Origin of the sequence: uncultured Friedmanniella sp. (assembly GCF_964244005.1) — a bacterium.
Taxonomy (GTDB): Bacteria; Actinomycetota; Actinomycetes; order Propionibacteriales; family Propionibacteriaceae; genus Microlunatus.
Genome location: NZ_CAXTHG010000010.1, coordinates 77,985 through 101,799, shown reverse-complemented (window position 1 = coordinate 101,799; position 23,815 = coordinate 77,985). Strand labels below are relative to the sequence as shown.

Below are 23,815 nucleotides of genomic sequence, written 5' to 3'. Positions count from 1 at the left end.
TTCCTCACTCGCTCGCAGCCGACAAGCGATTCATGGCTTCGGGATCGACGTGTAGGACTCGGGCCGGCGGTCACGGTAGAACTGCCAGGCGTTGCGGACTTCGCGGATCATGCCGAGGTCGAGGTCCCGGATCACCAGTTCTTCGTGGTCGGGGCTGCCCATCGCGCCGATCAGGTTGCCTTGGGGGTCCACGAACTGGCTGGAGCCGTAGAAGGTGACGGCGAGCTCGCCGTACTCGTTGTCCTCACGGCCGACCCGGTTGGCCGCGGCGACGAAGTAGCCGTTGGCCGCGGCGGCGGCGGGTTGCTCGATCTCCCACAGCCGGTTGGACAGTCCGGGCTTGGTGGCGTTCGGGTTGAAGACGATCTGGGCACCGTTGAGGCCGAGCTCGCGCCAGCCCTCCGGGAAGTGCCGGTCGTAGCAGATGTAGACCCCGATGGGCCCGACGGCGGTCTGAAAGACCGGGTAGCCGAGGTTGCCCGGCCGGAAGTAGAACTTCTCCCAGAACTTCTCCAGGTGGGGGATGTGGTGCTTGCGGTACTTGCCGAGGATCGTGCCGTCCGCGTCCACCACCACCGCGGTGTTGTAGTAGACGCCGGGCTGGTCCTCCTCGTAGATCGGCAGCACCGTCACCAGCCCCAGCTCGGCGGCCAGGGCAGCAAAGCGCTGCACGATCGGCCCGTCGGCGGGCTCGGCGTAGTCGTAGTACCTGGCGTCCTCGGTGATCCCGAAGTACGGGCCGTAGAACAGCTCCTGGAAGCAGATGACCTGGGCGCCCGCCGCCTTGGCGTCTCGGGCGAACTTCTCGTGCAGGTCCAGCATCGAGGCCTTGTCACCGGTCCAGGTCGCCTGGGTGATAGCCGCTCGGATCGTGCTCACGTCGCTCATGTCCCCACCCTTGCGCCAAGTGATGTCGCCGTCCACCACCACGGGCCGCGTCGCCCCGCCGTCGCATTGAACGACGCGTGCGTTTCAGTTCGGTTTCGCCAGGTCACGGCCGCGTAAAAACGGGTGCATCCGGCCTCGACCGACCACGGGAATAAACTCGATGCTCGGCGGTGAGGCCGCCGACAACGAGCGGCACCTCTGGGGAGGCAGCAGTGGAGTGGCTAGCAACAGCATCGGCCGACACCGTCTTCGATGCCCCGGTCCCGCGCACCCAGAGGCGGCAAGCAGGCCACACCGAGCTGGACGCCCAGTCGGCCGCGGCCTTGCAGACCCGGATGGTGATCGGTCAGGCCGTCGGGATCCTGATGCAGCGCGACGGCCTCAGCTCAGAGCGCGCCTTCGCGCTGCTCGTGCACACGTCCCAGCGGACGAACACCAAGCTGCGCGACATCGCCCAGCGGCTGGTCGACCAGGTCGAGGACCAGAACCGGACTCGCTGACGCCGGCTCAGGCCCGCGGAACGGGGTCGGTCGCCTCGGCCCACAGGTCGGCCTCGGCCGCGTCGGCACGGACCCGGCGACTGGCCGCCCACCACACGCCGCCCACAGCGGCTCCGACGGCCATCAGCAGCTTCCAGTTCATGGCCGCAGCCTAATCGCCTCGCCCGCCCGGTCGGAGATCAGACTGCAGGCCGATCTGCCGGGGCTGCCGGCGTCCTAGGCTGACGACGCCATGACCGCCGTCGACGACCTCCACTTCCGCTTCGACTTCGCCCTGGCGGTCGTCGTCGGGTTGGTCGTCACGACCCCCTACGTCGGCGACCGGATCGAGTCGTTGGCGACCAGCATCGTCCTCGTCAGCGCACTGATGATGCGGCGCATCCTGCCCACCGCCGCCCTGGTCGTCGCGACTGTGGGTGCCCTGGGTCAGCTGGTCGCCTACGAATTCCCCTTGGTCGGGATCGTCGTGGTACCGATGATCGTCTACAGCAGCGCGCGCTGGGCCGACGCTCGGATCGGCCGGGCTGCGCTCGGGCTGGGCCTCGCCGGGGCGTTGCTGGGGCCCACCCGCTGGGCCCTCCGGGTGGGGCCGACGACCACCGCGCTCATCTACTTCGCGATGGGGGTGACCGGCTGTGCGGGCATCGTGCTCGCGGCCTACCTGGTGGGCCGGCGGCGGCGGGAAGGGCTCGAGAACACCCGCGAGCGACGTCAGTCGGCCCTCGAACGGTCCCGCCTCACCCTGGCCGAACAGGAACAGCGGGCGGCCGTCGCCGCGGTCGACGAACGCAACCGGATCGCCCGCGAGCTGCACGACATCGTCGCCCACTCGCTGTCGGTCATCGTCGTCCAGGCCGAAGGTGGCCGGGCCCTGGCGGCCAAGCATCCCGAACAGGCGGGTGAGGTGCTCGGCACGATCGCCGAGACCGCCCGGACGGCGCTGGAGGAGATGCGCCGGATGGTGGGCCTGCTGCGCAGCGGCCGGAGCGAGCACGAGCAGACCAGCTACGTCCCCACCCCCGGGCTGGCCGAGATCCCCGAGCTCGTCCGCCGGACCAGCGACACCGCCGAGCTGGTGGTCTTCGGGGAGGCGCCGCTGGTCAGCCAGGCACTCGGCCTGACGGCGTACCGGATCGTGCAGGAGTCGCTGACCAACGTGCTCAAGCACGGCGGCGCCACGGCCACCGCCCGGGTGACGCTCGCGTTCACCGCCACCACGGTCGAGATCGAGGTGACCGACTCCGGCAGCGGGGCGGCAGTCCCCTCCGACGGCGAGGGTCACGGGCTGCAGGGGATGGCCGAACGGGTGGCCCTGCACGGGGGCGTGCTGCACGCGAGCCCGCGTCCGACCGGCGGCTTCTGCGTCCGGGCGTCGCTGCCGCTGCTCGCCGAGCCGACCGTGTCGCTCGGGCCGCTGCCCGCCTCGGTCGTCCGGTGAACCCGATCCGGGTCTTCCTGGTCGACGACCAGGCGCTCGTCCGCGGCGGGTTCCGGATGCTGATCGAGGCCGAGGACGACCTGGTGGTGGTGGGCGAGGCCGCCGACGGTCAGGACGCGGTGCAGGCGCTGGCCCGGACGGCCGCCGACGTCGTGCTGATGGACATCCGGATGCCCCGGATGGACGGGGTGGAGGCGACCCGACGACTGGCCGCCTCCGGCAGCGAGGCCCGGGTGCTCGTGCTGACGACGTTCGACCTCGACGAGTACGTGTTCGCCGCGCTCAAGGCCGGCGCCAGCGGCTTCCTGCTCAAGGACGCGCGGCCCCCCGAGCTGTTGACCGCCATCCGCAACGTCGCCGCCGGCGACGCCGTGGTCGCCCCGAGTGCGACCCGCCGGCTGCTGGCCCAGGTGGTGCCGACCCTGCCCGGCCGGCCGAACCACACCGCACCCGACCCGCGGCTCGCACTGTTGACCAGCCGGGAGCTCGAGGTCCTGTCCGAGATCGCCGCCGGGTCGAGCAACGCCGAGATCGGCGCCCACCTCTACCTCGCCGAGGGCACCGTCAAGACCCACATCGGCCGGCTGCTGGCCAAGCTCGGCATCCGCGACCGGGTCGGGCTGGTGCTCTTCGCGTACGAGACCGGCGTCGTCGACCGCTGACGTGTCAGCGTCAGTGGTCGCCCGAGCGACCACCAACGCTGACAACTCGGGATCCGGGGGGTCAGACCAGGGTCTGAGGCAGGCGGGTCCGCGCTCCGACGCGGGAGGTCGGCCCCCGTTCCTAGGGTGAGGACGACCCCGACCGAAAGGCTCCTCGTGCGTACCTCGCTCGCTCCCGAACCTCCCGCTCCGGCCCCGGCCGGCAGCCGTGGCGTCGCCGTCCGCGCGCTGGGCCTGGTCAAGGCGTACGGCAGCGGCAGCACCACGGTCCGAGCCCTGGACGGGATCAGCGTGGCCATCGGCCGCGGTCAGCTCACCGCCGTGATGGGTCCGTCGGGCTCGGGCAAGTCCACCCTGATGCACTGCCTGGCGGGGCTGGACACCGTCACCGAGGGCCAGGTGTTCCTCGGCCATCAGGAGATCACCGCCTTGGGTGACCGCGAGCTGACCCGGGTGCGCCGCGACCAGGTGGGCTTCGTCTTCCAGGCCTTCAACCTGCTCCCGACCCTGACCGCCGAGCAGAACATCCTGCTGCCGCTCGAGCTGGCCGGCCGTCGGGTCGACCCGGCCTGGTTCGAGGAGTGTGTCGGCTCGCTCGGTCTCGGTGACCGGCTGACCCACCGCCCCAGCGAGCTGTCCGGTGGCCAGCAGCAGCGGGTGGCGATCGGGCGGGCCCTGATCACCCGGCCCGAGGTGGTCTTCGCCGACGAGCCGACCGGGGCGCTCGACTCCCGTACCGGCCACCAGCTGCTCGCCCTGCTGCGGAGGGCCAGCACCGAGCTGTCCCAGACCGTCGTCCTGGTCACGCACGACCCGGTGGCCGCCGGCTACGCGGACCGCGCCCTGCTGCTGAGCGACGGCCGACTGGTCGATGACCTCGACCGGCCCGATGCGGCCGCGCTGCTCGGTGCGCTGCAGCGGCTGGGGGACTGACCCGTGCGTCGCACCTTCGGCCCTCGTGGTGCCTGGGCCGAGCTGCGCGCTCACCCGACCCGGCTGGTCGCGGTCGGGCTGGCCGTCACCATCAGCGTGGCCTTCCTGGTGGCCTGCGGCGTCTTCGTGGCGACGGAGACCCAGGCGGCCAGTCGTCGGCTCACCGCCGAGTCCTCGACGAGCGATGTCCTCGTCAACCTGCCGGGGGGCCGCGACCGCAGTGCAGCGGTTGCCGCCGTCCCGGGTGTGGCCGCGGTCGCCACCACCAGCCACGGCTACGTCGACTTCACCAGCGAGGAGGGTCCGGGCCTGATCCGGCTGCAGTCCCTGCCGGACCGGCCGGAGTTCCGCTGGTCCCGGCTCACCACGGGTGGCTGGCCGGTCGGCGCCGACCAGGTCGCCGTCAGCACCGTCACCGCCGACAACTACGGCTTGCACGTGGGCTCGACGCTCACCGTCCAGGCCGGCCGCGGGGCCGTCCGGCTGCTGCAGGTGAGCGGGATCGTCGACGAGGGCCACCTGCTGCTGGCCGACCCGGGGGACTCCGGGACCGTCGATGCCGCGTTCTTCCGCGCCCAGCGCGACCTCGGCGGCGATCCGACGCTGCTGGTACGGACCGATCCCGGGACGGACCCGGACGTGGTCGCCGAAAGGCTGCAGACGCTGCTCGGTCCCCAGACCACGGTCCAGACCGCCGCCGAGGCGCGTGCGGACGCGCTCACCCAGGCGACCGGCGTCCGGGACCTCTTCGGCTATCTCGTCACGATCTTCGGCGCGATCGCCCTGCTGGTCGGCTCGATCATCATCGTCAACACCTACGGCATCATCCTAGGCGCCCGACGGCAGGAGATCGGGCTGCTGCGAGCCGTCGGCGCCTCCACCGCCCAGGTCCGCCGCCGGCTGCTCACCGAAGCGCTGCTGATCGGCCTCCTCGGCTCCGTCGCCGGTGTCGTCGTCGGAGTGGCGGTCGCGGCCCTCGGCAGCACGGTCAGCGGGGCGATCAGCTCAGGGCTCGTGCTGCCGTACGGCCGGCTGCTGGTCGTCGGCGTCGGCGGCACCGCCGTCACGGCCCTCGCGGCGCTGGTCCCCGTGCTGCGGGCGACGCGGGTGGCGCCACTGGCCGCGCTCCGCCCGGTAGCCGAACCTGACACGGTACGGCGCACCGGCCGGCTCCGGCTGGTCGCCGGCGGACTGCTCGTGGGCCTGGGTGCCGCGCTGGCCGGCTGGGCCCTGCAGCAGACCAGCCACATCGTGCTGCTCACCGCTGCGGGTGCCTTCCTCGCCGCTACCGGCGTGCTCGCGCTGACGGGCTCCTTCGTCCCGCCGCTGCTACGAATCGCCGGCCGGCTGACCCACCCCCTCAGCCCGGTCGCCCGGCTCGGGGCGGTGAACCTCACCCGGAACCCCGGCCGTGCGGCCGCCACCGCGACCGCCCTGATGCTCGCTGTCGGGCTGATCGTCACCCTCCAGGTCGGCGCCGCAAGCCTGCGCAGCACCTCCGACGCCGCCCTGGACACCCAGTTCCCGGTCGACCTCACCGTGACGAACCCCTCCGGGCCGCTCTCCCCGACCGTCCAGGCGGCCGTGGCCGCGACGCCGGGCATCGTCGCCACCAGCCCCGTCCGGATCGTGACCGCCGGCGTCGGCGACGCGGGTTCGACCGGGGAGAGGCAGCAGCTCCAGGTCGTCGCTCCGGGGGACGGCGCCGACCGGGTGGTGGCCGCCGGCCTGGCGCAGCTCACCGACCGAACCGCGCTGGCCCACCACACCACGATCGAAGGCCTGGGGCTCCGCCCCGGAGACCCGCTGGCGCTGCGGTACGGCGGGCACCGGATGAGCGTCGTCCTGGTCGCCAGTGACGTGGCCGACGCCGGCCAGGTGGTGGTGTCGGACGCGACGATGACCGCACTGGCCCCGACCGCACCGACGGCCGGCCTGTGGGCGGCCGCGGCCGACCGGCGGCAGGCGGCGCAGATCAGCGCCGGGGTACGGAAGGCGCTCGTGACCCAACCGGGGCTGGTGGTGGCCGGCTCGCTGCCGCAAGCCGCCGAGGTCGGCGGGGTGCTCGACACCGTCCTGGACGTGGCCACCGCGCTGCTCGCGGTCGCGGCGCTGATCGCGCTGGTCGGGGTGGGCAACACCCTCGGCCTGTCCGTGCTCGAACGCACCCGCGAGTCGGCGCTGCTGCGTGCGCTCGGGCTGCAGCGACGGCAGCTGCGCGGAATGCTGGCCGTCGAGGCCGTCCTGCTGGCTCTCGTCGGCGCCGTCATCGGCGTAGCCGCCGGGGTGGTCTTCGGCAGCCTGGGCGCGGCCGCCGTCACCCGGCAGACCGAGATGGGCGACCTGCACCTGGCGGTACCGGTGACCTCGACCCTCGTCGTACTGGCACTGAGCGTGCTCGCCGGCGCGGCCGCCTCGGTGCTGCCCGCCCGCCGGGCCGCCACGGCCAGCCCGACCGCTGCGCTGGCCGCCGGTTGAGGCCGCCGCGTCCGGCTGAGCCCGACGACCTGGCCGCCACCCCTCATGCTGGTGTCGCAGTCAGCAGTCAGCGTCAGCAGCCTGCGTCGCTGCTCCTGACGAAACATCGGCGACACACCCCAGTGCTAAGTTCCGATCAGCAGCGTGGCCGGTGACATGCGGGGGACCAGCGGTGAGTACCGCGGAGGCCCGCGTCCCCAGGGCTGGTCCTTACCCCGCCACAGCGAAAGAGAGGTCTCCGACGTGAGCACGTCCTACGGGGTGCTGAGCACCTATCCCCCCACCCAGTGCGGTCTGGCCAGCTTCAGCCGCGCCCTGGTCAGCCACCTGTCCGCGGCCGGTGAGCGGGTGAGCGTGGTCCGGGTCGTCGACACCGCCGAGGTCCGTCCCGGCCGGCCCCTCGCCCGGCACGGCAACGGACCCGGCGACTCGCTCTGGATCCGAGAATCCCTCGGTGGTGGCCAGACCGCGGCCGCCGCGCTCAACTCCCACGACGTGGCGATCATCCAGCACGAGTACGGCATCTTCCCGGGCCCGGACGGCCGTGAGGTGCTGCAGGTCGTCCGCGCCCTTCGGGTGCCGACCATCACGGTGCTGCACACGGTCCTGGTGACCCCCTCGGACTCCCAGCGGGAGATCCTGGAGGAGCTCGCCGCGCACTCCAGCGTCCTGGTCACCATGACCCAGACCGCCCGCGACCGACTGCTCGCCCACTACGCGGTCGACCCGTCACGGATCGTCGTCATCCCGCACGGCGCCGAAGCCTCCCCGGTCTCGGGTCGGGGTCGGCTGCGCCGGCACGACCAGCCGCCGACCGTGCTGACCTGGGGGCTGCTCGGTGAGGGCAAGGGCATCGAGTGGGCCATCGACGCCATGGGCCAGCTGGGCGACCTGCACCCGCGGCCGCGCTACCGCGTCGTCGGCGAGACCCATCCGAAGGTCAGGGCCCAGCACGGCGAGGCATACCGGCAGCGGTTGGTCGAACGCGCCCAGAGCCGCGCCAGCGGATTCGTGCACTTCGACGGCCGCTACCTGACGACGGTCGAGCTGCACGCGCAGGTCGCGCAGTGTGACGTCGTGCTGCTGCCGTACGACTCGCGCGAACAGGTCACCTCCGGGGTGCTGATCGAGGCGGTCACGGCGGGCAAGCCGGTGATCTCGACCGCCTTCCCGCACGCCGTCGAGCTGCTGTCCTCCGGCGCCGGACTGCTGGTGGAACGGCAGGATCCCGACGCCATCGCCGCCGCGCTGCGTCGGGTCCTGACCGAGCCGGGGCTGGAGGCGGGGATGGCCGCCGAGGCGACCCGGATCGCGCCGCGGCTGCTGTGGCCGGCCGTGGCCGCCAGCTACCGGGCGCTGGCGAGCCAGCTCGTCTCGTCCGCCGACGCCCTGGCCACCGCGTGAGGGCCGCCCCGGCCCCGCCGAGCGGGTCCGGGGCCGCCCGGGGCTCAGGGGCCGGCTCCGACTCAGGGGTCTCGTTCGCGCACCTGTTCCGGCTGAGCGACGACGGCGGGCTGTTCGAGCACGCCCGCCTGACCGAGCCCCGGCCCGAGCACGGCTACTGCGTCGACGACATCGCCCGTGGCCTGGTCGTCGCCACCCGAGAGCCGGCGCCGCCGCCGCAGCTGCAGCTGCTGGCCCGGTTCTACCTCGACCTGGTGGTGGACGCTCAGGCCGACGACGGGCGGGTGCACAACCGCCGCGACCTCGAGCTGCGCTGGACCGACGAACCGAGCCTCGAGGACTGCTGGGGGCGCGCGATCTGGGGTCTCGGGACTGCGGCCGCCCGGCTGCCGCAGGGCACTGCCGAGGCAGAGCTGGCGCTCGCGCGGTTCACCGTCAGCGCCGTCCGCCGGTCCCCGCACCGACGCGCGATGGCGTTCGCTGCCCTGGGAGCAGCGGAGGTGTTGACGGTCCGGCCGCGCCACCGGGCCGCCCGCGCCCTGCTGCGGACCGCCACCGACCAGCTCCGGATCGACGTGTCAGGCGACGCCGGCTGGCCCTGGCCGGAACCGCGGCTGCGCTACGCCAACGGCTGCGTCCCCGAGGTGCTGCTCGCGGCCGGGTCGCTGCTGGAGGACCGTGCCCTGCTGGCGGAGGGGTTGGCGTTGCTGGACTGGCTGGTCGAGGTCGAGACCGTCGAGACCCATCTGTCGGTGACCCCGGTGGGCGGCTGGACCCGGGGCGAGCCGCGGCCCGGTTTCGACCAGCAGCCGATCGAGGTGGCGGCGCTGGCGGACGCCTGCGGCCGCGCGTACGAGCTGACGGGCGAGCGCCGCTGGCTCGACACGCTGCTGCGCTGCCGGTCATGGTTCCTCGGACACAACGACACGGGCGTAGTTTTGCTCGACATGACCAGCGGTGGTGGGTGCGACGGGCTCGAACGGCACGGCCGGAACGAGAACCAGGGGGCCGAGTCGACCATGGCGCTGATCTCGACCCTCCAGCGCTGCGCGAGCCTCACGGCCGTTCGGTCGTGACGGCCGCCACCGGGGCCGCCCACGACCTGGTGACCCGCGACCTGGTGACCCGAAGCCCGACCGTCCTCGAGCCCGACCCCGGCCGGGTCGTCGCCCGCCAGTTCCAGCCCGGACAGGAGCTGCTCGCCGACGGCCGCGCCCGGGTGGACGCCGTCATCGCCCGGGTGCTCGAGATGCCCGACGCGCAGCTGCAGCAGACGCTCGCGGAAACGGTCGAGACGTTCGCCGGCCGGCACGCCGACCTGGCCCAGGTCTTCCGCCGACACTTCGACGCCATCGTCTTCCGTCTGCACGGCCGGTCCGTCACCGAGGACCAGGCCGCGCTGATCGGCGCGTACTTCACCCAGGAGTACGCGCTCGAGGCGGCCGCGCTGTTCAACCCGTCGATGATCCAGCACCCCGACCAGAGCGGCCTCGAGCCCGGCGAGCTGCGGTTCCTGATGACCGTCCGCTCCGTCGGCGAAGGGCACGTGTCGAGCATCCAGCTGCGCAGCGGAGTGCTGGACGCGGCTGCTCCGGACGGCGGGGTGCTGCAGGGTGGGGTTGGTTCGCTGCGGGTCGACCCGCCCGGTCCGCCGCGGCTGGCCTTGACGGGGCCGGCCACGATGACCCGAGAGGTCCTGCTGCGGGCGCTGGCCGACCGGACCGGCGCGGCCACCGAACAGCTCATCGCCCTGGTGCCTGACCAGGTCGACGAGGACAACCTCGACCAGACGCTGAGCGTCGTCCGCCGCGACTACTTCGCCCGTAGCGTCGGCCTGTCGGTGGCCGAGCAGCTCAACTGGGTCTACTCCTGCGACTACGTGGCCGATCTCGGGCCAGGCGAGCTGGCCGACGCCGTCCTCTTCCCGACGGCACCGGATGAGTCACACGGCATGGAGGACGCGCGCTGCACCCGGTTCGTCGACGACGACGGCCAGGTCAGCTATCTCGCCACCTACACCGCCTACGACGGGACAGGCATCGGCTCGCACCTGCTGCGGACCGATGACTTCCGCCGGGTCGAGGTGACCCAGCTGCTGGGACCCTCGGCCAAGAGCAAGGGGATGGCGCTGTTCCCGCGCCGGGTCGGCGGCAACTACGTCGCGCTGGTTCGCTGGGACCGGGAGAGCATCGGCGTCGCCCGCTCGAGCGACCTGCGCTGGTGGGAACCGGCCGTCACCGTGCAGCAGCCCCGGCAGCCGTGGGAGCTGATCCAGCTGGGCAACTGCGGTCCGCCGATCGAGACCGAGACCGGTTGGCTGGTGCTCAACCACGGCGTCGGACCCGTACGCCGGTACGGCATCGGCGCGCTGCTGCTCGACCTCGACGACCCGACCCGGCTGATCGGCGCCCTGCCCACGCCGCTGCTGCTGCCGCAGGAGGACGAGCGCGCCGGCTACGTGCCGAACGTCGTCTACTCCTGCGGCGGCTTGGCGCACGGCGACACCCTCGTCCTCCCGTACGGCTGCAGCGACTCCGCCATCCGGTTCGCCTTCGTCGACCTGCCCCAGCTGCTCGACCGGCTGCGAGCCTGAGGGCGTTACTGGGCTCTAGCCCCTCCAGCTCGGTTACGGGGCGGCGGCGCGGAGCTTGTCCAGCAGGGGGACGGCGGCCTCGGCCAGGAACTCCGTCTGGCCCTCGTCGCCGACCTGGACCAGGGCGACGTCGGTGAAGCCGGCTTCCCAGTAGGGCCGGACGGCTTCCACGATGGCGTCGAGGTCGGGGCCGCAGGCGATCTGCTCGGCCACGTCCTCGGGCCGGACGAACTGGCTCGCGCCGGCGAAACCGGCCGGGGTCGGCAGGTCGGCGTTGACGGCCCAGCCGCCGGCGAACCAGCGGAACTGGTCGTGGGCCCGTTCGATCGCCCGCTGCTCGTCGGGATCCCAGCAGATCGGGATCTGGCCGATCTTGCGGGACGACGTGGTGCCCTTGGCCTCGTCCCAGCCCTGCACGAGCTCGGCCTTGGGCTCGACCGCGACGAGGTGGTCGGCGAGCGGGGAGAACCGTCGGATCGACTTGGGCCCCGACACCGCGACGGCGATCGGCACGCCACCCTCGGGGACGTCCCAGATCCGGGCGGAATCGACCCGGAAGTACTGCCCCTCCCAGGTCGTCAGCTCACCGGTGTGCAGCTCGCGGATGATCGTCGTCGCCTCGACCAGCATGTCCTGACGCTGGTCGACCGGCGGCCAGCCCTCACCGGTGACGTGCTCGTTGAGGTTCTCCCCCGAGCCGAGCCCGAGGGTGAAGCGGCCGTCGCTGAGCAGCGACAACGTCGCGGCCTTCTGGGCCACGATCGCCGGGTGATAGCGCTGGATGGGCGAGGTCACGTAGGTCATCAGCTCGACCCGCGAGGTCGCCTGCGCGACCGCACCCAGCAGCGTCCACGCGTACGGGGCGTGGCCCTGGGAGGTCAGCCAGGGCGAGAAGTGGTCGCTGGAGACCTCGAAGTCGAAGCCGGCCCGCTCGGCTCCGGCGGCGTACCCGACCAGAGCCTTCGGGCCGCTCTGCTCGGTCATCAACGTGTACCCGAACCGGGTCATCGGCACTGCCTCTCGCTCGTCGTCACGGTCAGTTCTGCTGGGCGGACTTCAGCCGCTCGATGTGCTGGGAGGCCTCGGCCTTGTTGAGGTTGGCGGGGAGCTCTTCGCCGGCCTGCTTGGCGAGGGTGTCGAGATAGCTCTTCTGCGCCGGGGTCATCGGGTCGTCGCCGCTCACCCAGTCGCTGGGGTCCTTCTCCAGCGCCGGGTTCTCGGTGTCGGCGGTAGCGGTGGCGCCGATGGTGCCCTCTTCCTCGGCGGCCTGACTGGTCTCGGATGCAAATTCACTCATGCGGCCACCGTATGCGCAGCCTCCGACAATTTCTGTCGAGGTCAGCGAGGACCGGCGGCGACCGCCGCCGTGACGGAGGTCCAAGACCGGAGCACGTCGGCGACCGCAGCATTTTCGACGGTCCGCAGGGCCACCGCGTACGCCGACTCGAGCACGTCGGCCAGCAGCACCGGCCGGCCCGCCTCCGCCGAGGCGATGGCGGCCTCGACCATCGCGACGCTGACCACGTTGCGGTGCACCTCGGTGTCGGGCACCGGGCCACCCCGGACGGCAGCGACGAACTCGGCCAGCGAGCCGGCGGTCTCCTCCGGCCGGTCGCCGAGCGGGGAGGGCAGCGGCTCGCCCGCGGCCACCGCCTCAGGGGCGGCGTCCCCGTCCCAGACCGCGGAGCCGTGCTCGGCGGTGACCCGCCAGCGACCGTTCCAGGACGTCTCCTGGCCGGGGGCTACCCAGCTGCCGTCGAAGGTGAAGCGGGCGCCGTCGGGAAAGGCGAAGGTTGCCGCCGCCGCCGCATCCCCGCGCAGCCAGCTCCAGGGCGGGTTGTAGGACTCGCAGTAGACCGACACCGGATCGGCGCCGAGCAGCAGCCGGGCCAGGTCGAACTGGTGGATCGCCATGTCGACGAGCAGCGGATAGTCCATCCGGTCGCGGAACCCACCGAACCGTGGCGCCCGGAAGAACTCGCAGCTGAGCGACCCGATCCGGCCGAGCGCGCTGAGCTGGCCGCGTAGCGCGTCCAGGGACCGCCAGTAGCGGCGCGACTGGGAGACCATCAGCAGCTGACCGCTGAGCTCAGCCGCGGCCACCGTCAGCAGGCACTCGGCGACGGAGCTGCTGAGCGGTTTCTCGCAGAGGACCGGCAGCCCCCGGCTGAGTGCGGCGGCGTTGACGGACCGGTGGGCGGCCGGCACCGTCACGTTGACCACGGCCTCCAGCTGGTCCGCCGCGAGGTCGGCCAGGCTGTTCGCGACCGGCACCCCGGGATGGCCGCAGGCGTCCGCTGCGGCCCGGGCCCGGTCGAGGTCCAGGTCGACCAGCCCGACCAGGGTGACGTCGGGGGAGGCGGCGATGGTGTGCAGCCAGGTCTGCCCCATGCCACCGGCCCCGACCTGCACGAGCCGCAGGGGGCCGGGGCTCCTACCGGGCGGGGCCGGGACGGACACGTAGGCTCCTCGGGTGGACAGACCAGGTCCCGATCACCCTACTGAGGGCCTGTCGGTCAGCGCGTGTACATCCTGACGAGGGTCGTGACGTCGGTCTTGTCGGGGTTGCGCTGGTTGGTGACGTAGGAGGTCATGCACGAGGTCTCGCCGCTGCGGTGCGCCAGCCCGAGTGCGTGACCGAGCTCGTGGCACGCGACGTTGCGTCGCCGCGTGGCGGAGTTCCTCGCGCCGAACGTCTTGTCCAGCGTGACCGTCGCGGAGACCAGTTCCGTGCCGATCGACCCCGTGACCGCGGAGCCCACCGTGTTGCCCGCCAGCTCCTGCTGCTTCACGACGACGCACTGGGCGCCGGCCGGGCACGGCTTGGCGGTGTAGCGGTAGTCGACGGGGTTGTCGTTGTCCCAACGCTCCGCGGCCGCCTTGACCGGCCAGACCGGGGTGCCGTCGGCCTTCTTCAGCCCCGCGGTCGTGTCGTAGACGTACACGACGGTCTTCGGCCAGGACGGCGCCGTGACGGCGGCGGACGCGGTGGTCGTGCTGGCCAGGCCGAGCGAGGCGGCCAGCACGGCGAGGAACGAGATGAGGGTGACGAACGGCTTCAGCACAACGACTCCTACCAGGGACGCAGGAGCCGGAAAGCTCTGCGTGCTCAGAGCATGTCGGCGGTGGTGCAGGTTCTCCGGCGGTGTCGCCGCCACCTCGGACGAAGTCGGGCTCAGGCTTTGGCGGGGTCTTGTACGCGGTCAGGCTTGGCCGCGGTTCGGCTCAGGAAGAGCCACACAACGACCCGACCCCGACGCAGGGAGGCGTCGGGGTCGGGTGGTCGTGGTGGTGGCCGGCTCAGCTCGCCGGCCGGGGCGTAGCGCCCTCAGTGGCGTACTGCCCTCAGTGGCGTCCTCGCGGCCGGGAGCGGAACCGGTTGCTGCCCAGGATGATCGCGGCAGCGAGCACCAGCAGCAGACCGCCGACGCCGAGCGCTGTGGTGAGGCTGCTGCCGCCGGTCGCGGCCAGGCCACTACCGCTGCTGCTGGAGCTGCCCGCCCCGTTGCTGTCGGTCTCGAGGTCGGTGGCGGTGCTGATGGCCGTGGAGGTGGCCTCGACCGTGGGGCTGTCGGTCTCGTTCGAGCTGCTGGTCACGATCACCGAGGGTGACGTGCTGCCCGAGGCACTGCTGGACGGGCTGTCGCTCTCCCCGGGCGACGGGCTGCCGGTCGCCGTCGCACTGTCCGAGGGGCTCGCCGAGGGCACGGAGCGGTCGCACGGGGAGGAGGTGAAGACGTTGTTGATCAGCGTGACCGCTCCGTTGCGGGCCAACGCCCGCCCGTCGACCGTCGTGCTGTCCTGCAGGCTGATCGAGGTCAGGGCCAAGATCGTGCCGACAAAGGTGGTGTTCGTCCGCAGCGTCGCCGAGCTGCCGACCTGCCAGTACACGTTGCAGGCCTGGGCGCCGTTGATCAGCGCGACCGTGCTGTTGGTGGCGGTGGTCAAGGCTGAGCCGATCTGGAAGATGAAGACGGAGTTCGGGTCGTCCTCACCATCCAGGGTGATCGTCCCCGTCAGCAGCGCAGCCGAGCTGGCGGTGTAGACGCCGCCCGTCAACGTCTCGCCGCCGAAGCCCGCATTGAGGACTCCGTTGGAAGCGCGTCCTGCGGCGTCGTTGTAGGCGATGGTCAGGTCGGACTGCGCTTGAGCGGCCTCCGCGTTTCCCGCGTTCGTGTCTCCGCCCACCAAGCCGGGCGGAAAGCCCGAGATGGCCTCATCGGGAGACACCCCGAGATTGCCGTCGAGGACGCTGTTGCCGGTGTTGGTGACCGCTGACCCGGCGAGGACGGAGTAGGGGTCCGCGGTGCCGAGCCCGACAGCGGCTCCGCCGGCGGCGTAGGCGCGGAGCGAGCCGGTGACGGCCACGACGAGGACCAGGGCGATCAGCAGGGTGACGAGCAGCGACATCGCCGTGAGCTGCGCCCGGGTCGGTTGCGGACCGGCGTGGGCGGGCGGTGCGGGGTGCGTCTGCATCAGGTCTCCGAAGACTCGTTCCGCCCCCGCGGACGTTGCCTCGACCGATGAGACGGCTCGACGGCAACTCCTTACGATAACCACGCTCGAGCGGTGACAGCGAATTTTCGGCCCTGGTCAGGCACTATCGTTACCAAGGTCGCGACCTGCGCATCCTCGGGCCCCGTCGGGGTAGAAAGGTCTCCGTGCCTCGATTGCGAACCGTTTCCCCGCGGGATCCCGGCTGGACCCGGCAGCGCGTCGGCGAGGACTTCGTCTATCTCGACGAGCAGGGCCAGCAGCTGGTGGCGGAGCAGAGTGAGCGGTGTCAGCTGCTGGTGATCCCGCCGGCCTGGGAGCAGGTCTGGATCTGTCCGGCGCCGAACGGCCACATCCAGGCGGTAGGCACCGACGACGCCGGCCGGCGGCAGTACATCTACCACGAGTACTGGCGGCTCAAGCGGGACCGGGACAAGCACGACCGGGTGCTCGAGGTCGCCGCCAAGCTACCGATCGCCCGGCGCCGGGTGGGCAAGCACCTGCGGCTGCCGGGGATGCCGTACGAACGGGCGCTGGGGACCGCGTTCCGGCTGCTCGACCTCGGTTTCTTCCGGATCGGTGGCGAGACCTACGCCGAGTCCAACCAGAGCTACGGCCTGGCGACGATCCAGAAGGAGCACGTCACCCTCGAGGGCCGCCAGGTCGTCTTCGACTACATCGCCAAGTCGGGCAAGGAGCGCTACATCGCCCTCGGCGACGACCTGGTCCGGGCCGCCGTCAGCGAGCTGCTCGCCAACAACGAGGCCGGACCGGAGCTGCTGGCCTACCGCACCGAGGACGGGGAGTGGCGCGACGTCAGCTCCACCGACATCAACGCCTACATCAAGCAGGTGGTGGGCGGTGAGGTGTCGGCCAAGGACTTCCGCACCTGGCACGGCACGGTGATCGCCGCGGTCGCCCTCGCCCAGGCCAACGACATCGCCTCCACGCCGAGCAAGCGGAAACGGGCCGTGTCGGCGGCGATGAAGCAGGTCTCGACCTACCTCGGCAACACCCCGACCGTGGCCCGCGCCTCCTACGTCGACCCGCGGTTGATCGACCTGTTCAACGACGGCATCACCATCGCGCCGAACGTGGCCCGCAAGGACGCCGACCTCTCCGACGGCGTCACCCACGGCAAGATCGAGAAGGCCGTGCTCGCCTTGCTCGCGACGCCGAAGCCCCAGCTCAAGGCCGCCCGCCGGCAAGCGGCCGCCTGAGCCTCAGCGGAAGCAGAGCCCGGTCCGGCAGTGTGCCGGGTGTCGGTCAGCGACGCCGCGCTGCCGAAGAAGTGGGTCACGAAGAACCGATGCGTCTGCGGCCCTCGGACGTGCCTCAGCCGCCGGTGAGATAGCTGGTCGCGAGCCGGGCCATCTCGGCGTTACCGGCGTCCGAGGCGTGGAGTCCGTCCGAGGCCCAGCTGCCCCCGGGGGCGGAGGTGCCCATGGCCGACATGTCCAGCACACCGACGGACAGCTCGTTGCCCAGCGCGGCGGTCGCCGCGACGTAGTCGTCCCACCGGTCAGCGGGATTGCTGGGCTGCCGTCCGATCCGGTACGGCAGCACCAGGACGATCGACGGCAGCTTGTCGCCGAGGGCCGTCCGTAGCCCCACCACCAGATCACGCAGGTTGGCCTTCACCTCGTTGGCACTGGCGTCGCCCCTGAGGTAGTCGTTCACGCCGAGCTCGATGGTGACCAGGTCGGGGCGCACCAGCTGCACGATCGGATTGAGGTCGGGCTGGGAGTCGACGAACTGCTGCGAGGTGTAACCGGAGTGCGCGTTGTCGAAGAGGTGGATGCCGCTTGCCTCGTCGCCGTCGAGCTCAGCGACGCCGGCGAGATAGACCTTGCCGGACGCGGCCACGACGGTCAGCTCGTGACGCCCGGCCGTGGCGAACGTGATCCGCTGCCGGTTCGCGGTCGAGTAGGCGCCAGCGGTGTCGATCGTCGTCGGTGGTCCATCGTCCACGGTGTAGGCCATGACGCCGCCCTTGGTCAGGTAGTACAGGTCAGCGGCGGTCCCCTCCAGGGCGTAGGTCTGGCTGGCTCCTCGGCTCAGGGTGGCTGTGCGCAGACCCAGGGAACCGAAGCTGTCGTTGCTGACGGTGCCGGTGCGCCTCGCGTACGGCTGCCAGGGCGAGTCCGGAGGGAAAACGGCGTACCACCCGGGCAGGTAGGGCACGTCCGCTCCCGAACCCGGGTAGCGGCTGCGCAGGCTCGTCAGCGTCTGGTCGATCCATCTGAGCTGGCGTTTCGTCGCACCCTGGCCCTCGGTGATGGAGTCCCCGTACGCCACCCAGACGGCGGGAGCGGAGCTGGTCTTTGCCCGGGCGCGCTTCCACTGGGCCAGCGGGTCGACCGGGGTCGCGGGAGGTTGGGAGCAGGACAGCAGGCTGGCCAAGAGGGTCAGCGCGAGAGCGAGGGCCAGCATCCGATGGTGCGGCCTCGGGGCAGCAGCGTCCGTACGGAGCCGGCAGGGGCGAGGAAGCACGCCCCATGCTCTCCTGAGGTGGTGGGGAATGCTCAGGGTTCAACAAGGACGTAACAACGACACGCTCGGATCGCTCGGCGCAGCGGACGAGATCCCTACGATGAAGGCCTGCCGGGCCACGTCGCGGCGGTGAGCGGAGGACAGATGGTGAAGGTCACGCGCCGGGCGGCGCTCGCCGGCGTGGTTGCGGCGGCGCTGGCGGCGTGCTCGCGGGCCAAGCCACCGTCGACCGAGCCGCCCCCACCGGCGCCGACCCCCATCTCCACGGCGAAACCGACTCCCACGCCGTCGCCGAAGCCGCCGGTCGACACCCGGCCGCGCTGGCCGCTGACCGGCGAGCTGTTGAAGGACAAGAAGAAGGCTCAGCACGCCGCGGTGGCGGTCAAGGTGCCGGACAACCGGATCGAGCACCCGCAGCGCGGGATCGACCAGGCCGACATCGTCTTCGTCGAGCTGGAGGGCTACCGGGACTACCGGGGCTACAGCGCGACCCGGTTGGTGCCGGTGTTCCACTCCTCGATGGCCGAGAGCGTGGCTCCGGTCCGCTCGATCCGACCGGTCGACATTGCGCTGCTCAGTCCGATGGACGCGCTGATCGGCAACACCGGCGCTGCGAAGTGGGTGATCAACTACGTCAAGCACTTCCGGGCCCACCTGGAAGGCATGCTGTCCTTCGTCAACACGATCGGCACCGGGTCGTACGGGACCGACCAGGCGCGGGTCTACCAGCTGAACGGCCAGAGCTACTACGACCGCGCGATCATCTGCCACCCGAAGGTGCTGGCCAAGCAGACGAAGCGGTTCCGGGACGGGCCGCCGCAGGTCTACTTCCCGTACGCCTCGACCACGGACGAGGTCAGCACGGCCAAGGGCAAGCGCGGCCGCTCGGTGGAGGTGCCGTACCAGGGCGACGGCTATCGGATGGGCTACGAGTACGACACGTTGACCAAGCGCTACCGCCGCAGCATGCCGTGGGGTCCACACATCCTGGCCGACGGGACCCGCGTCTCCACCGACAACGTGCTGATCATCTTGGCCAGGCAGCACTACGGCAAGATCTTCCGCGGCGGCGGCCACGACGAGCCGCTGCACGATGTGATCAACGCCTCCGGCACCTTCTACTACTTCAACCGCGGCCGCTACGTGAAGGGCACCTGGCGCAAGGGTGCGGCGAAGAAGCGCTTCACCTTCACCCTCGCCGACGGCAAACCGCTCAAGATGGCGCCGGGCCAGACCTTCGTCGAGCTGCCGGACGACAACGCGAAGATCCACATCTCCGACTGAGGCGGCCACCGACCGAAGATGTTGTGACATGGTGCCGCGAGTACGCGGCACGATGTCGCAACGTATCTCCGACCCTGAGGGGGGCGGGGTTATCGGGGACGAGATGGGTGGGCCTAAGTGGACTTGAACCACTGACCTCTGCCTTATCAGGGCAGCGCTCTAACCGACTGAGCTATAGGCCCGCGTCCTGCGGGTGGCGTCTGGAGCGGGCTCCGGGCACGAGGGCCAAGGCTAGCCCATCGCCGCGGATGCGCTCAAATCGCTTCCGCGGCGAGGGACTCAGTCCTCGGCCAGGGTGATCTCCAGGCCGCCGAGCATGGTGGCGGCGAGGTTGTAGAGGAACGAACCGAGGGTGGCGAGCGCGGTGAAGATCAGGACGTCCCCGGTGGCGACCAGAGCGGCCACGCCCATCACCCGCTGGGTGTTGACGAAGTCCTCCACCCGGAACGGGGTCGTGTCCCCGGGCGTGGAGACCAGGATGCCGATGATGTCGTTCACCGAGCCGAACAGGCCCGAGGTGCTGAGCACCAGCCAGATCCCGTACACGGCGACCACGAGCATGATGCCCGCAGCGATCGAGAACAGGAACGACGTCTTCATCACCGACCACGGGTCGAGCCGGCTGAGTCGCAGCCGCGCCTTGCGGGTCCGGCGGGTGGCCGGCCTGGTCGGCGCTGGAGCCCCCGGGAGGACCTCCGGTACGAGAGCGGTCGCCCCGCCCGGAGCGCCGGGAGTCGGCCGACCCGGCACCGGTACGGGCAACGGCGCGCCGGGCGCCCGCAGCTGCGGCGTGGGCTGCGCGACCCGGTACTGCTGCGGTCCGCGAGGCGCGGGATCAAGGCTTGGGACCAGCGCCGTGGGACCGGTCAGGGTGTCCGCGAGGCCAGAGTCCGGCTTGGGCGCGGCCGTCTCTGAACCGCCCTTCGCCGGTGCACCTTTCGCCGGTGCACCTTTCGCCGGGAGATCCGTGACGGGCGCGGCCGCACTGGCCGCAGCCACCACAGGCCCAGCGGCGGCGGCCGGGTGCGGAGCAACGTCGGCAGCCGGCTCGGTCGTGTCGGACTTCTTCTCGAAGCCGAGGCCCTCGGTCAGCCTCGACCAGAACGAGGGCTTGTTGGCCGTGGGAGCCGCGCCCGGGGTGACGGCAGCAGTCGTCACCGTGGCCTCGGCTTGTCCGCTGGTCCCGGCAGCCGGTCCAGTCGGACCGGTCGGCGCAGGGGCGGGGGTCGGTCCACCGCTCGTCGACGGGGCCGGCGTCGGGGGAACGGGTGCCTTGGGGCCCTTCACTACCGACGACCGACGCTGCGGCGGAGCAGAGGGCGGGGCGGACGCGGTCGGCGACGCTGGCGGGGCGGCCGGTTTGCCGGTTGAAGCTGTGGCAGGCGGTCCCGTCACGGGCGCGGCGGTGGTCTTGGCCGGGGAAGGAGCTTGCTTGGCCGTCACCGGCTTAGCCTGGGCGGGCGGACCAGACGTCGGCGGCTTTGGTGCCGACGCTTTCGGAGCGTTCGCGGCCGGGGTCGCGCTCACCGGCGGCACCGGGGTCTGACGCCCAGGCAGCGGCGGCGGGGTCCAACCCGAGGCCGTCGGCTGCGGACCCGACGGCGCGTTCCCGTTCGCTCCGTTCGACCCGGCCCCGTTGCGTTGGGCAGGCGCGGGACGCGGAGCAGGCGGGCGGGCCGAGGACGGTGTGGCGTTGCCACGGGCGGAGCCGTTACCGGCCGTCCGCGCGACGGGGGCCATCTCCGCCGTGGGACGGTCGTCCTCGGTGGGCCCGTTCCCGCGGTCGCCGTTGCTCGGACGGCTGGTGGGGTTCGTCCCCGCGTTGCCATCACTCATCGTCGTCCTCCTCGCCGTCGACCGAGAGGTCGTCGTCCTCGCCGGTCTCCAGCACACCAGGTTCGGCGCTCACCTGCGAATCCTCCTCAGCCGACGCCAAGGCGGCGGCGGCTTCCTCGATCTCGACCGACTCCTCGACGACGGCCTCGTCGATGGCCGCGACCTCGGCCGTCGTCTCCGGGTTGAGCGCGATGACCACGACCGAGTCGGTACCGCTGACTCCGACGAACTTGACCCCCATGGTGTCACGGCCCTTGACCGGAACCTGGTTGACCGCGCTGCGGGTGATCTGACCGCTCGCCTTGATCGCGATCACCTCGTCGTTCTCGAGCACGACCAGACCACCGACGAGTGACCCCCGGTCCTCGTTCAGCTTCATGGCCTTGATGCCGAGTCCGCCGCGGCCCTGCAGCCGGTACTCCGACACGGCCGTCCGCTTGGCGAACCCGCCGTCGGTCACGGTGAAGACGTAGTGGTCGTCCTCGGTCTCTCCCGCCCGGATCACCGACATGCTCAACAGCTCGTCGGCGGACCGGAACTTCATCCCGGTCACCCCGGAGGTGGCGCGGCCCATCGGCCGCAGCTCCTCGTCGCTGGCCCGGAAGCGGATGCCCTGGCCCTTGCGCGAGATCAGCAGCACGTCGTCCTCGGCGCTGCACAGCTCGGCGCCGATCAGCTCGTCGTCGTCGTCGCGGAAGTTGACGGCGATGATGCCAGCCTGGCGCGGCGAGTCGTACTGGCTGAGGGCGCTCTTCTTGACCAGGCCCCGCTTGGTGGCGAGCAGCAGGTACGGCGCGGTCGAGTAGTCGCGGACGGCCAGCACCTGCGCGATCTCCTCCTCGGGCAGGAAGGACAGCAGTCCGGCCACGTGCGAGCCGCGCGCGTCCCTACCGGCCTCGGGCAGCTGCCAGGCCTTGGCGCGATAGACCCGACCCTTGTTGGTGAAGAACAGGATCCAGTGGTGGCTGGTGGTGGCGAACAGCTGGTCGACCTCGTCGTCGGTCCGCAGGCTCGCCCCCCGGACGCCCTTGCCGCCGCGTTTCTGAACCCGGTAGAGCGCCGTGGGCGTGCGCTTGGCGTAGCCGCCGCGGGTGATGGTGACCACCATGTCGGAGTCGGGGATCAGGTCCTCGTTGGACAGGTCGCCGTCGGCGGAGATGATCTCGGTCCGGCGCTCGTCGCCGTACTTGTCGACGATCTCGGTCAGCTCGTCGCTGATGATCTGCCGCTGCCGCTCGGGCCGGGCCAGGATGTCCTCGAGGTCGGCGATGATTCGCTCGTACTCGGCCAGCTGGTCGAGGATCCGCTGCCGCTCGAGGGCCGCGAGCCGGCGCAGCTGCAGGTCCAGGATCGCCGTCGCCTGCGCGTCGTCGATGTCCAGCAGACCCTTCAGCCCGTCGCGGGCCTCCTCGGTGCTGGGGCTGCGCCGGATCAGCGCGATCACCTCGTCGAGCGCGTCGAGCGCCTTGACCAGACCGCGATAGATGTGGGCGCGGGCCTGGGTGTCGGCGAGACGGTGCCGGGTGCGGCGCTGGATGACCTCGACCTGGTGGGCCACCCAGTAGGAGATGAACTGGTCGAGCCGCAGCGTCCGCGGCACGTCGTCGACCAGGGCCAGCATGTTGCAGCCGAACGTGTCCTGCAGCTGGGTGTGCTTGTACAGGTTGTTCAGCACCACGCGCGGCTGGGCGTCGCGCTTGAGCACGATCACCAGCTGTTGGCCGGTCCGGGACGAGGTGTTGTCGCGGATGTCGGCGATGCCGCTGAGCCTGCCGGTGTTGACCAGCTCGGCGATCTTGAGCGCCAGGTTGTCCGGGTTGACCATGTGCGGCAGCTCGGTGACCACCAGGTTGGTCCGGCCGGAACGGTCCTCGTCGATGTCGACCACCGCGCGCATCGTGACGGACCCGCGGCCGGTGCGGTAGGCGTCCTCGATCCCCGAGCGGCCGACGATCAGTGCGCCGTTGGGGAAGTCGGGGCCGGTGACGCGCTCCATCGACGCCTCGAGCAGCTCCTCCGCGGTGGCGTCGGGGTGCTCGAGGGACCACTGCACGGCGGCCGCGACCTCGCGCAGGTTGTGGGTGGGGATGTTGGTGGCCATCCCGACGGCGATGCCGGTCGAGCCGTTGACCAGCAGGTTCGGGAACCGGGCCGGCAGCACGACTGGCTCGGTCTCCTTGCCGTCGTAGTTCGGCTTGAAGTCGACGGTGTCCTCGCCGATGTCGCGAACCATCTCCATGGCCAGCGGCGCCATCTTGCACTCGGTGTAGCGCATCGCGGCCGCGGGATCGTTGCCCGGCGAGCCGAAGTTGCCCTGGCCCGACACCAGCGGGTAGCGCATCACCCACGGCTGCGCCAGGCGGACCAGGGTGTCGTAGATCGCGCTGTCGCCGTGCGGGTGGTACTGACCCATCACGTCGCCGACGATCCGGGCGCACTTGTTCCAGCCCCGGTCGGGCCGGTAGCCGCTGTCGTACATCGCGTACAGGATCCGCCGGTGCACCGGCTTGAGCCCGTCCCGGACGTCCGGCAGCGCCCGGCCGACGATCACGCTCATGGCGTAGTCGAGGTAGGACTTCTGGATCTCTTCCTGCAGATCCACCGGCTCCCGGCGGTCCGCCGGCGGTGCCTGGGGCGTTTCAGTCACGTGCAGTCCTTAGTGATCGGTTCTTCAGGCCCGGCAGCTGAGGTGAGAATCGCGGAACCCTGCCAGTGGGCGGGGTCCTGGGGTCTTGAGAAGGGGCGTGGATGGGCCTGGCGGGAGCGCCGGAGCCTGCGGAGGCGCGGATGGTTGCCCCGAGCAAGAGCTCAG

At 71.4% G+C, this 23,815-nt stretch carries 20 protein-coding genes and 1 tRNA gene; 10 read left to right on the top strand and 11 right to left on the bottom strand.

The genetic code is table 11. The features are described from left to right. Nucleotides 1-30 precede the first annotated feature (30 nt). The gene (locus ACFE76_RS08630) at nucleotides 31-888 is read right to left on the bottom strand and encodes a nitrilase-related carbon-nitrogen hydrolase (protein WP_375431336.1); all 858 of its coding nucleotides are present in this window, start codon (nucleotides 886-888) and stop codon (nucleotides 31-33) included. A 212-nt stretch (nucleotides 889-1,100) separates the two neighbouring features. Between ACFE76_RS08630 and ACFE76_RS08625 the strand changes: the two genes are divergently transcribed. Continuing rightward, nucleotides 1,101-1,388: an ANTAR domain-containing protein gene (locus ACFE76_RS08625; RefSeq protein WP_375431335.1), complete on the top strand. Its 288-nt coding sequence runs from the start codon at nucleotides 1,101-1,103 to the stop codon at nucleotides 1,386-1,388. Nucleotides 1,389-1,395: 7 nt separating this feature from the next. On the opposite strand, the gene ACFE76_RS08620 is transcribed toward ACFE76_RS08625, so the two are convergent. Further along, on the bottom strand, nucleotides 1,396-1,530 hold the full coding sequence (locus tag ACFE76_RS08620; RefSeq protein WP_375431334.1) for a DLW-39 family protein: 135 nt from the start codon (nucleotides 1,528-1,530) through the stop codon (nucleotides 1,396-1,398). 90 nt (nucleotides 1,531-1,620) lie between these two features. On the opposite strand from ACFE76_RS08620, the gene ACFE76_RS08615 reads away from it, so the two are divergent. The 7 genes from ACFE76_RS08615 to ACFE76_RS08585 all read left to right on the top strand — a co-directional run bounded on the left by ACFE76_RS08615 (nucleotide 1,621) and on the right by ACFE76_RS08585 (nucleotide 10,896). Continuing rightward, nucleotides 1,621-2,826 (top strand): sensor histidine kinase, encoded by a 1,206-nt coding sequence (locus ACFE76_RS08615; protein WP_375431333.1) that lies wholly within the window; start codon nucleotides 1,621-1,623, stop codon nucleotides 2,824-2,826. Continuing rightward, entirely contained in the window at nucleotides 2,823-3,488 is a 666-nt protein-coding gene (locus ACFE76_RS08610) for a response regulator (protein WP_375431332.1), read from the top strand. Before ACFE76_RS08615 ends, ACFE76_RS08610 begins: the two co-directional genes overlap by 4 nt. 156 nt (nucleotides 3,489-3,644) lie before the next feature. After that, complete coding sequence (locus ACFE76_RS08605; RefSeq protein WP_375431331.1) at nucleotides 3,645-4,421, top strand: ABC transporter ATP-binding protein; 777 nt, start codon at nucleotides 3,645-3,647, stop codon at nucleotides 4,419-4,421. A gap of 3 nt (nucleotides 4,422-4,424) precedes the next feature. After that, on the top strand, nucleotides 4,425-6,899 hold the full coding sequence (locus tag ACFE76_RS08600) for an FtsX-like permease family protein (RefSeq protein WP_375431330.1): 2,475 nt from the start codon (nucleotides 4,425-4,427) through the stop codon (nucleotides 6,897-6,899). A 243-nt stretch (nucleotides 6,900-7,142) separates the two neighbouring features. After that, nucleotides 7,143-8,303, top strand: coding sequence for a glycosyltransferase (locus tag ACFE76_RS08595; RefSeq protein WP_375431329.1), 1,161 nt, complete (start codon nucleotides 7,143-7,145; stop codon nucleotides 8,301-8,303). Continuing rightward, nucleotides 8,300-9,379: a hypothetical protein gene (locus tag ACFE76_RS08590; RefSeq protein WP_375431328.1), complete on the top strand. Its 1,080-nt coding sequence runs from the start codon at nucleotides 8,300-8,302 to the stop codon at nucleotides 9,377-9,379. Before ACFE76_RS08595 ends, ACFE76_RS08590 begins: the two co-directional genes overlap by 4 nt. Continuing rightward, entirely contained in the window at nucleotides 9,376-10,896 is a 1,521-nt protein-coding gene (locus tag ACFE76_RS08585; protein WP_375431327.1) for a glycoside hydrolase family 130 protein, read from the top strand. Before ACFE76_RS08590 ends, ACFE76_RS08585 begins: the two co-directional genes overlap by 4 nt. Before the next feature lie 33 nt (nucleotides 10,897-10,929). Here the strand turns inward: ACFE76_RS08585 and ACFE76_RS08580 are convergent, their stop codons facing one another. The 5 genes from ACFE76_RS08580 to ACFE76_RS08560 all read right to left on the bottom strand — a co-directional run bounded on the left by ACFE76_RS08580 (nucleotide 10,930) and on the right by ACFE76_RS08560 (nucleotide 15,372). Continuing rightward, a complete protein-coding gene (locus ACFE76_RS08580) occupies nucleotides 10,930-11,904 on the bottom strand; it encodes a TIGR03557 family F420-dependent LLM class oxidoreductase (RefSeq protein ID WP_375431326.1) in 975 nt (324 codons plus the stop codon). Nucleotides 11,905-11,932: 28 nt separating this feature from the next. Next, entirely contained in the window at nucleotides 11,933-12,193 is a 261-nt protein-coding gene (locus ACFE76_RS08575) for a DUF3072 domain-containing protein (protein ID WP_375431325.1), read from the bottom strand. Between the two features lie 41 nt (nucleotides 12,194-12,234). Then, the gene (locus ACFE76_RS08570) at nucleotides 12,235-13,356 is read right to left on the bottom strand and encodes a Gfo/Idh/MocA family protein (RefSeq protein WP_375431324.1); all 1,122 of its coding nucleotides are present in this window, start codon (nucleotides 13,354-13,356) and stop codon (nucleotides 12,235-12,237) included. A 56-nt stretch (nucleotides 13,357-13,412) separates the two neighbouring features. Beyond that, complete coding sequence (locus tag ACFE76_RS08565; protein ID WP_375431323.1) at nucleotides 13,413-13,961, bottom strand: matrixin family metalloprotease; 549 nt, start codon at nucleotides 13,959-13,961, stop codon at nucleotides 13,413-13,415. 280 nt (nucleotides 13,962-14,241) lie between these two features. After that, the gene (locus ACFE76_RS08560) at nucleotides 14,242-15,372 is read right to left on the bottom strand and encodes an ice-binding family protein (protein ID WP_375431322.1); all 1,131 of its coding nucleotides are present in this window, start codon (nucleotides 15,370-15,372) and stop codon (nucleotides 14,242-14,244) included. Between the two features lie 185 nt (nucleotides 15,373-15,557). Between ACFE76_RS08560 and ACFE76_RS08555 the strand changes: the two genes are divergently transcribed. Continuing rightward, nucleotides 15,558-16,610: a DNA topoisomerase IB gene (locus ACFE76_RS08555; RefSeq protein ID WP_375431321.1), complete on the top strand. Its 1,053-nt coding sequence runs from the start codon at nucleotides 15,558-15,560 to the stop codon at nucleotides 16,608-16,610. A gap of 115 nt (nucleotides 16,611-16,725) precedes the next feature. Here the strand turns inward: ACFE76_RS08555 and ACFE76_RS08550 are convergent, their stop codons facing one another. Then, nucleotides 16,726-17,823, bottom strand: a complete 1,098-nt coding sequence (locus ACFE76_RS08550; RefSeq protein ID WP_375431320.1) for an SGNH/GDSL hydrolase family protein — start codon at nucleotides 17,821-17,823, stop codon at nucleotides 16,726-16,728. 204 nt (nucleotides 17,824-18,027) lie between these two features. Here ACFE76_RS08550 and ACFE76_RS08545 point away from each other — a divergent pair, with 204 nt between their 5' ends. Beyond that, entirely contained in the window at nucleotides 18,028-19,167 is a 1,140-nt protein-coding gene (locus ACFE76_RS08545) for a DUF3048 C-terminal domain-containing protein (RefSeq protein ID WP_375431319.1), read from the top strand. 108 nt (nucleotides 19,168-19,275) lie between these two features. On the opposite strand, the gene ACFE76_RS08540 is transcribed toward ACFE76_RS08545, so the two are convergent. From ACFE76_RS08540 to gyrA, 3 genes are all read right to left on the bottom strand, one after another. Then, nucleotides 19,276-19,349: transfer RNA gene (locus ACFE76_RS08540), tRNA-Ile, on the bottom strand. Between the two features lie 97 nt (nucleotides 19,350-19,446). Continuing rightward, on the bottom strand, nucleotides 19,447-20,325 hold the full coding sequence (locus tag ACFE76_RS08535) for a DUF3566 domain-containing protein (protein ID WP_375431318.1): 879 nt from the start codon (nucleotides 20,323-20,325) through the stop codon (nucleotides 19,447-19,449). Nucleotides 20,326-20,995: 670 nt separating this feature from the next. Next, entirely contained in the window at nucleotides 20,996-23,650 is a 2,655-nt protein-coding gene (gene gyrA, locus ACFE76_RS08530) for a DNA gyrase subunit A (protein ID WP_375431317.1), read from the bottom strand. Nucleotides 23,651-23,815: the final 165 nt, after the last annotated feature.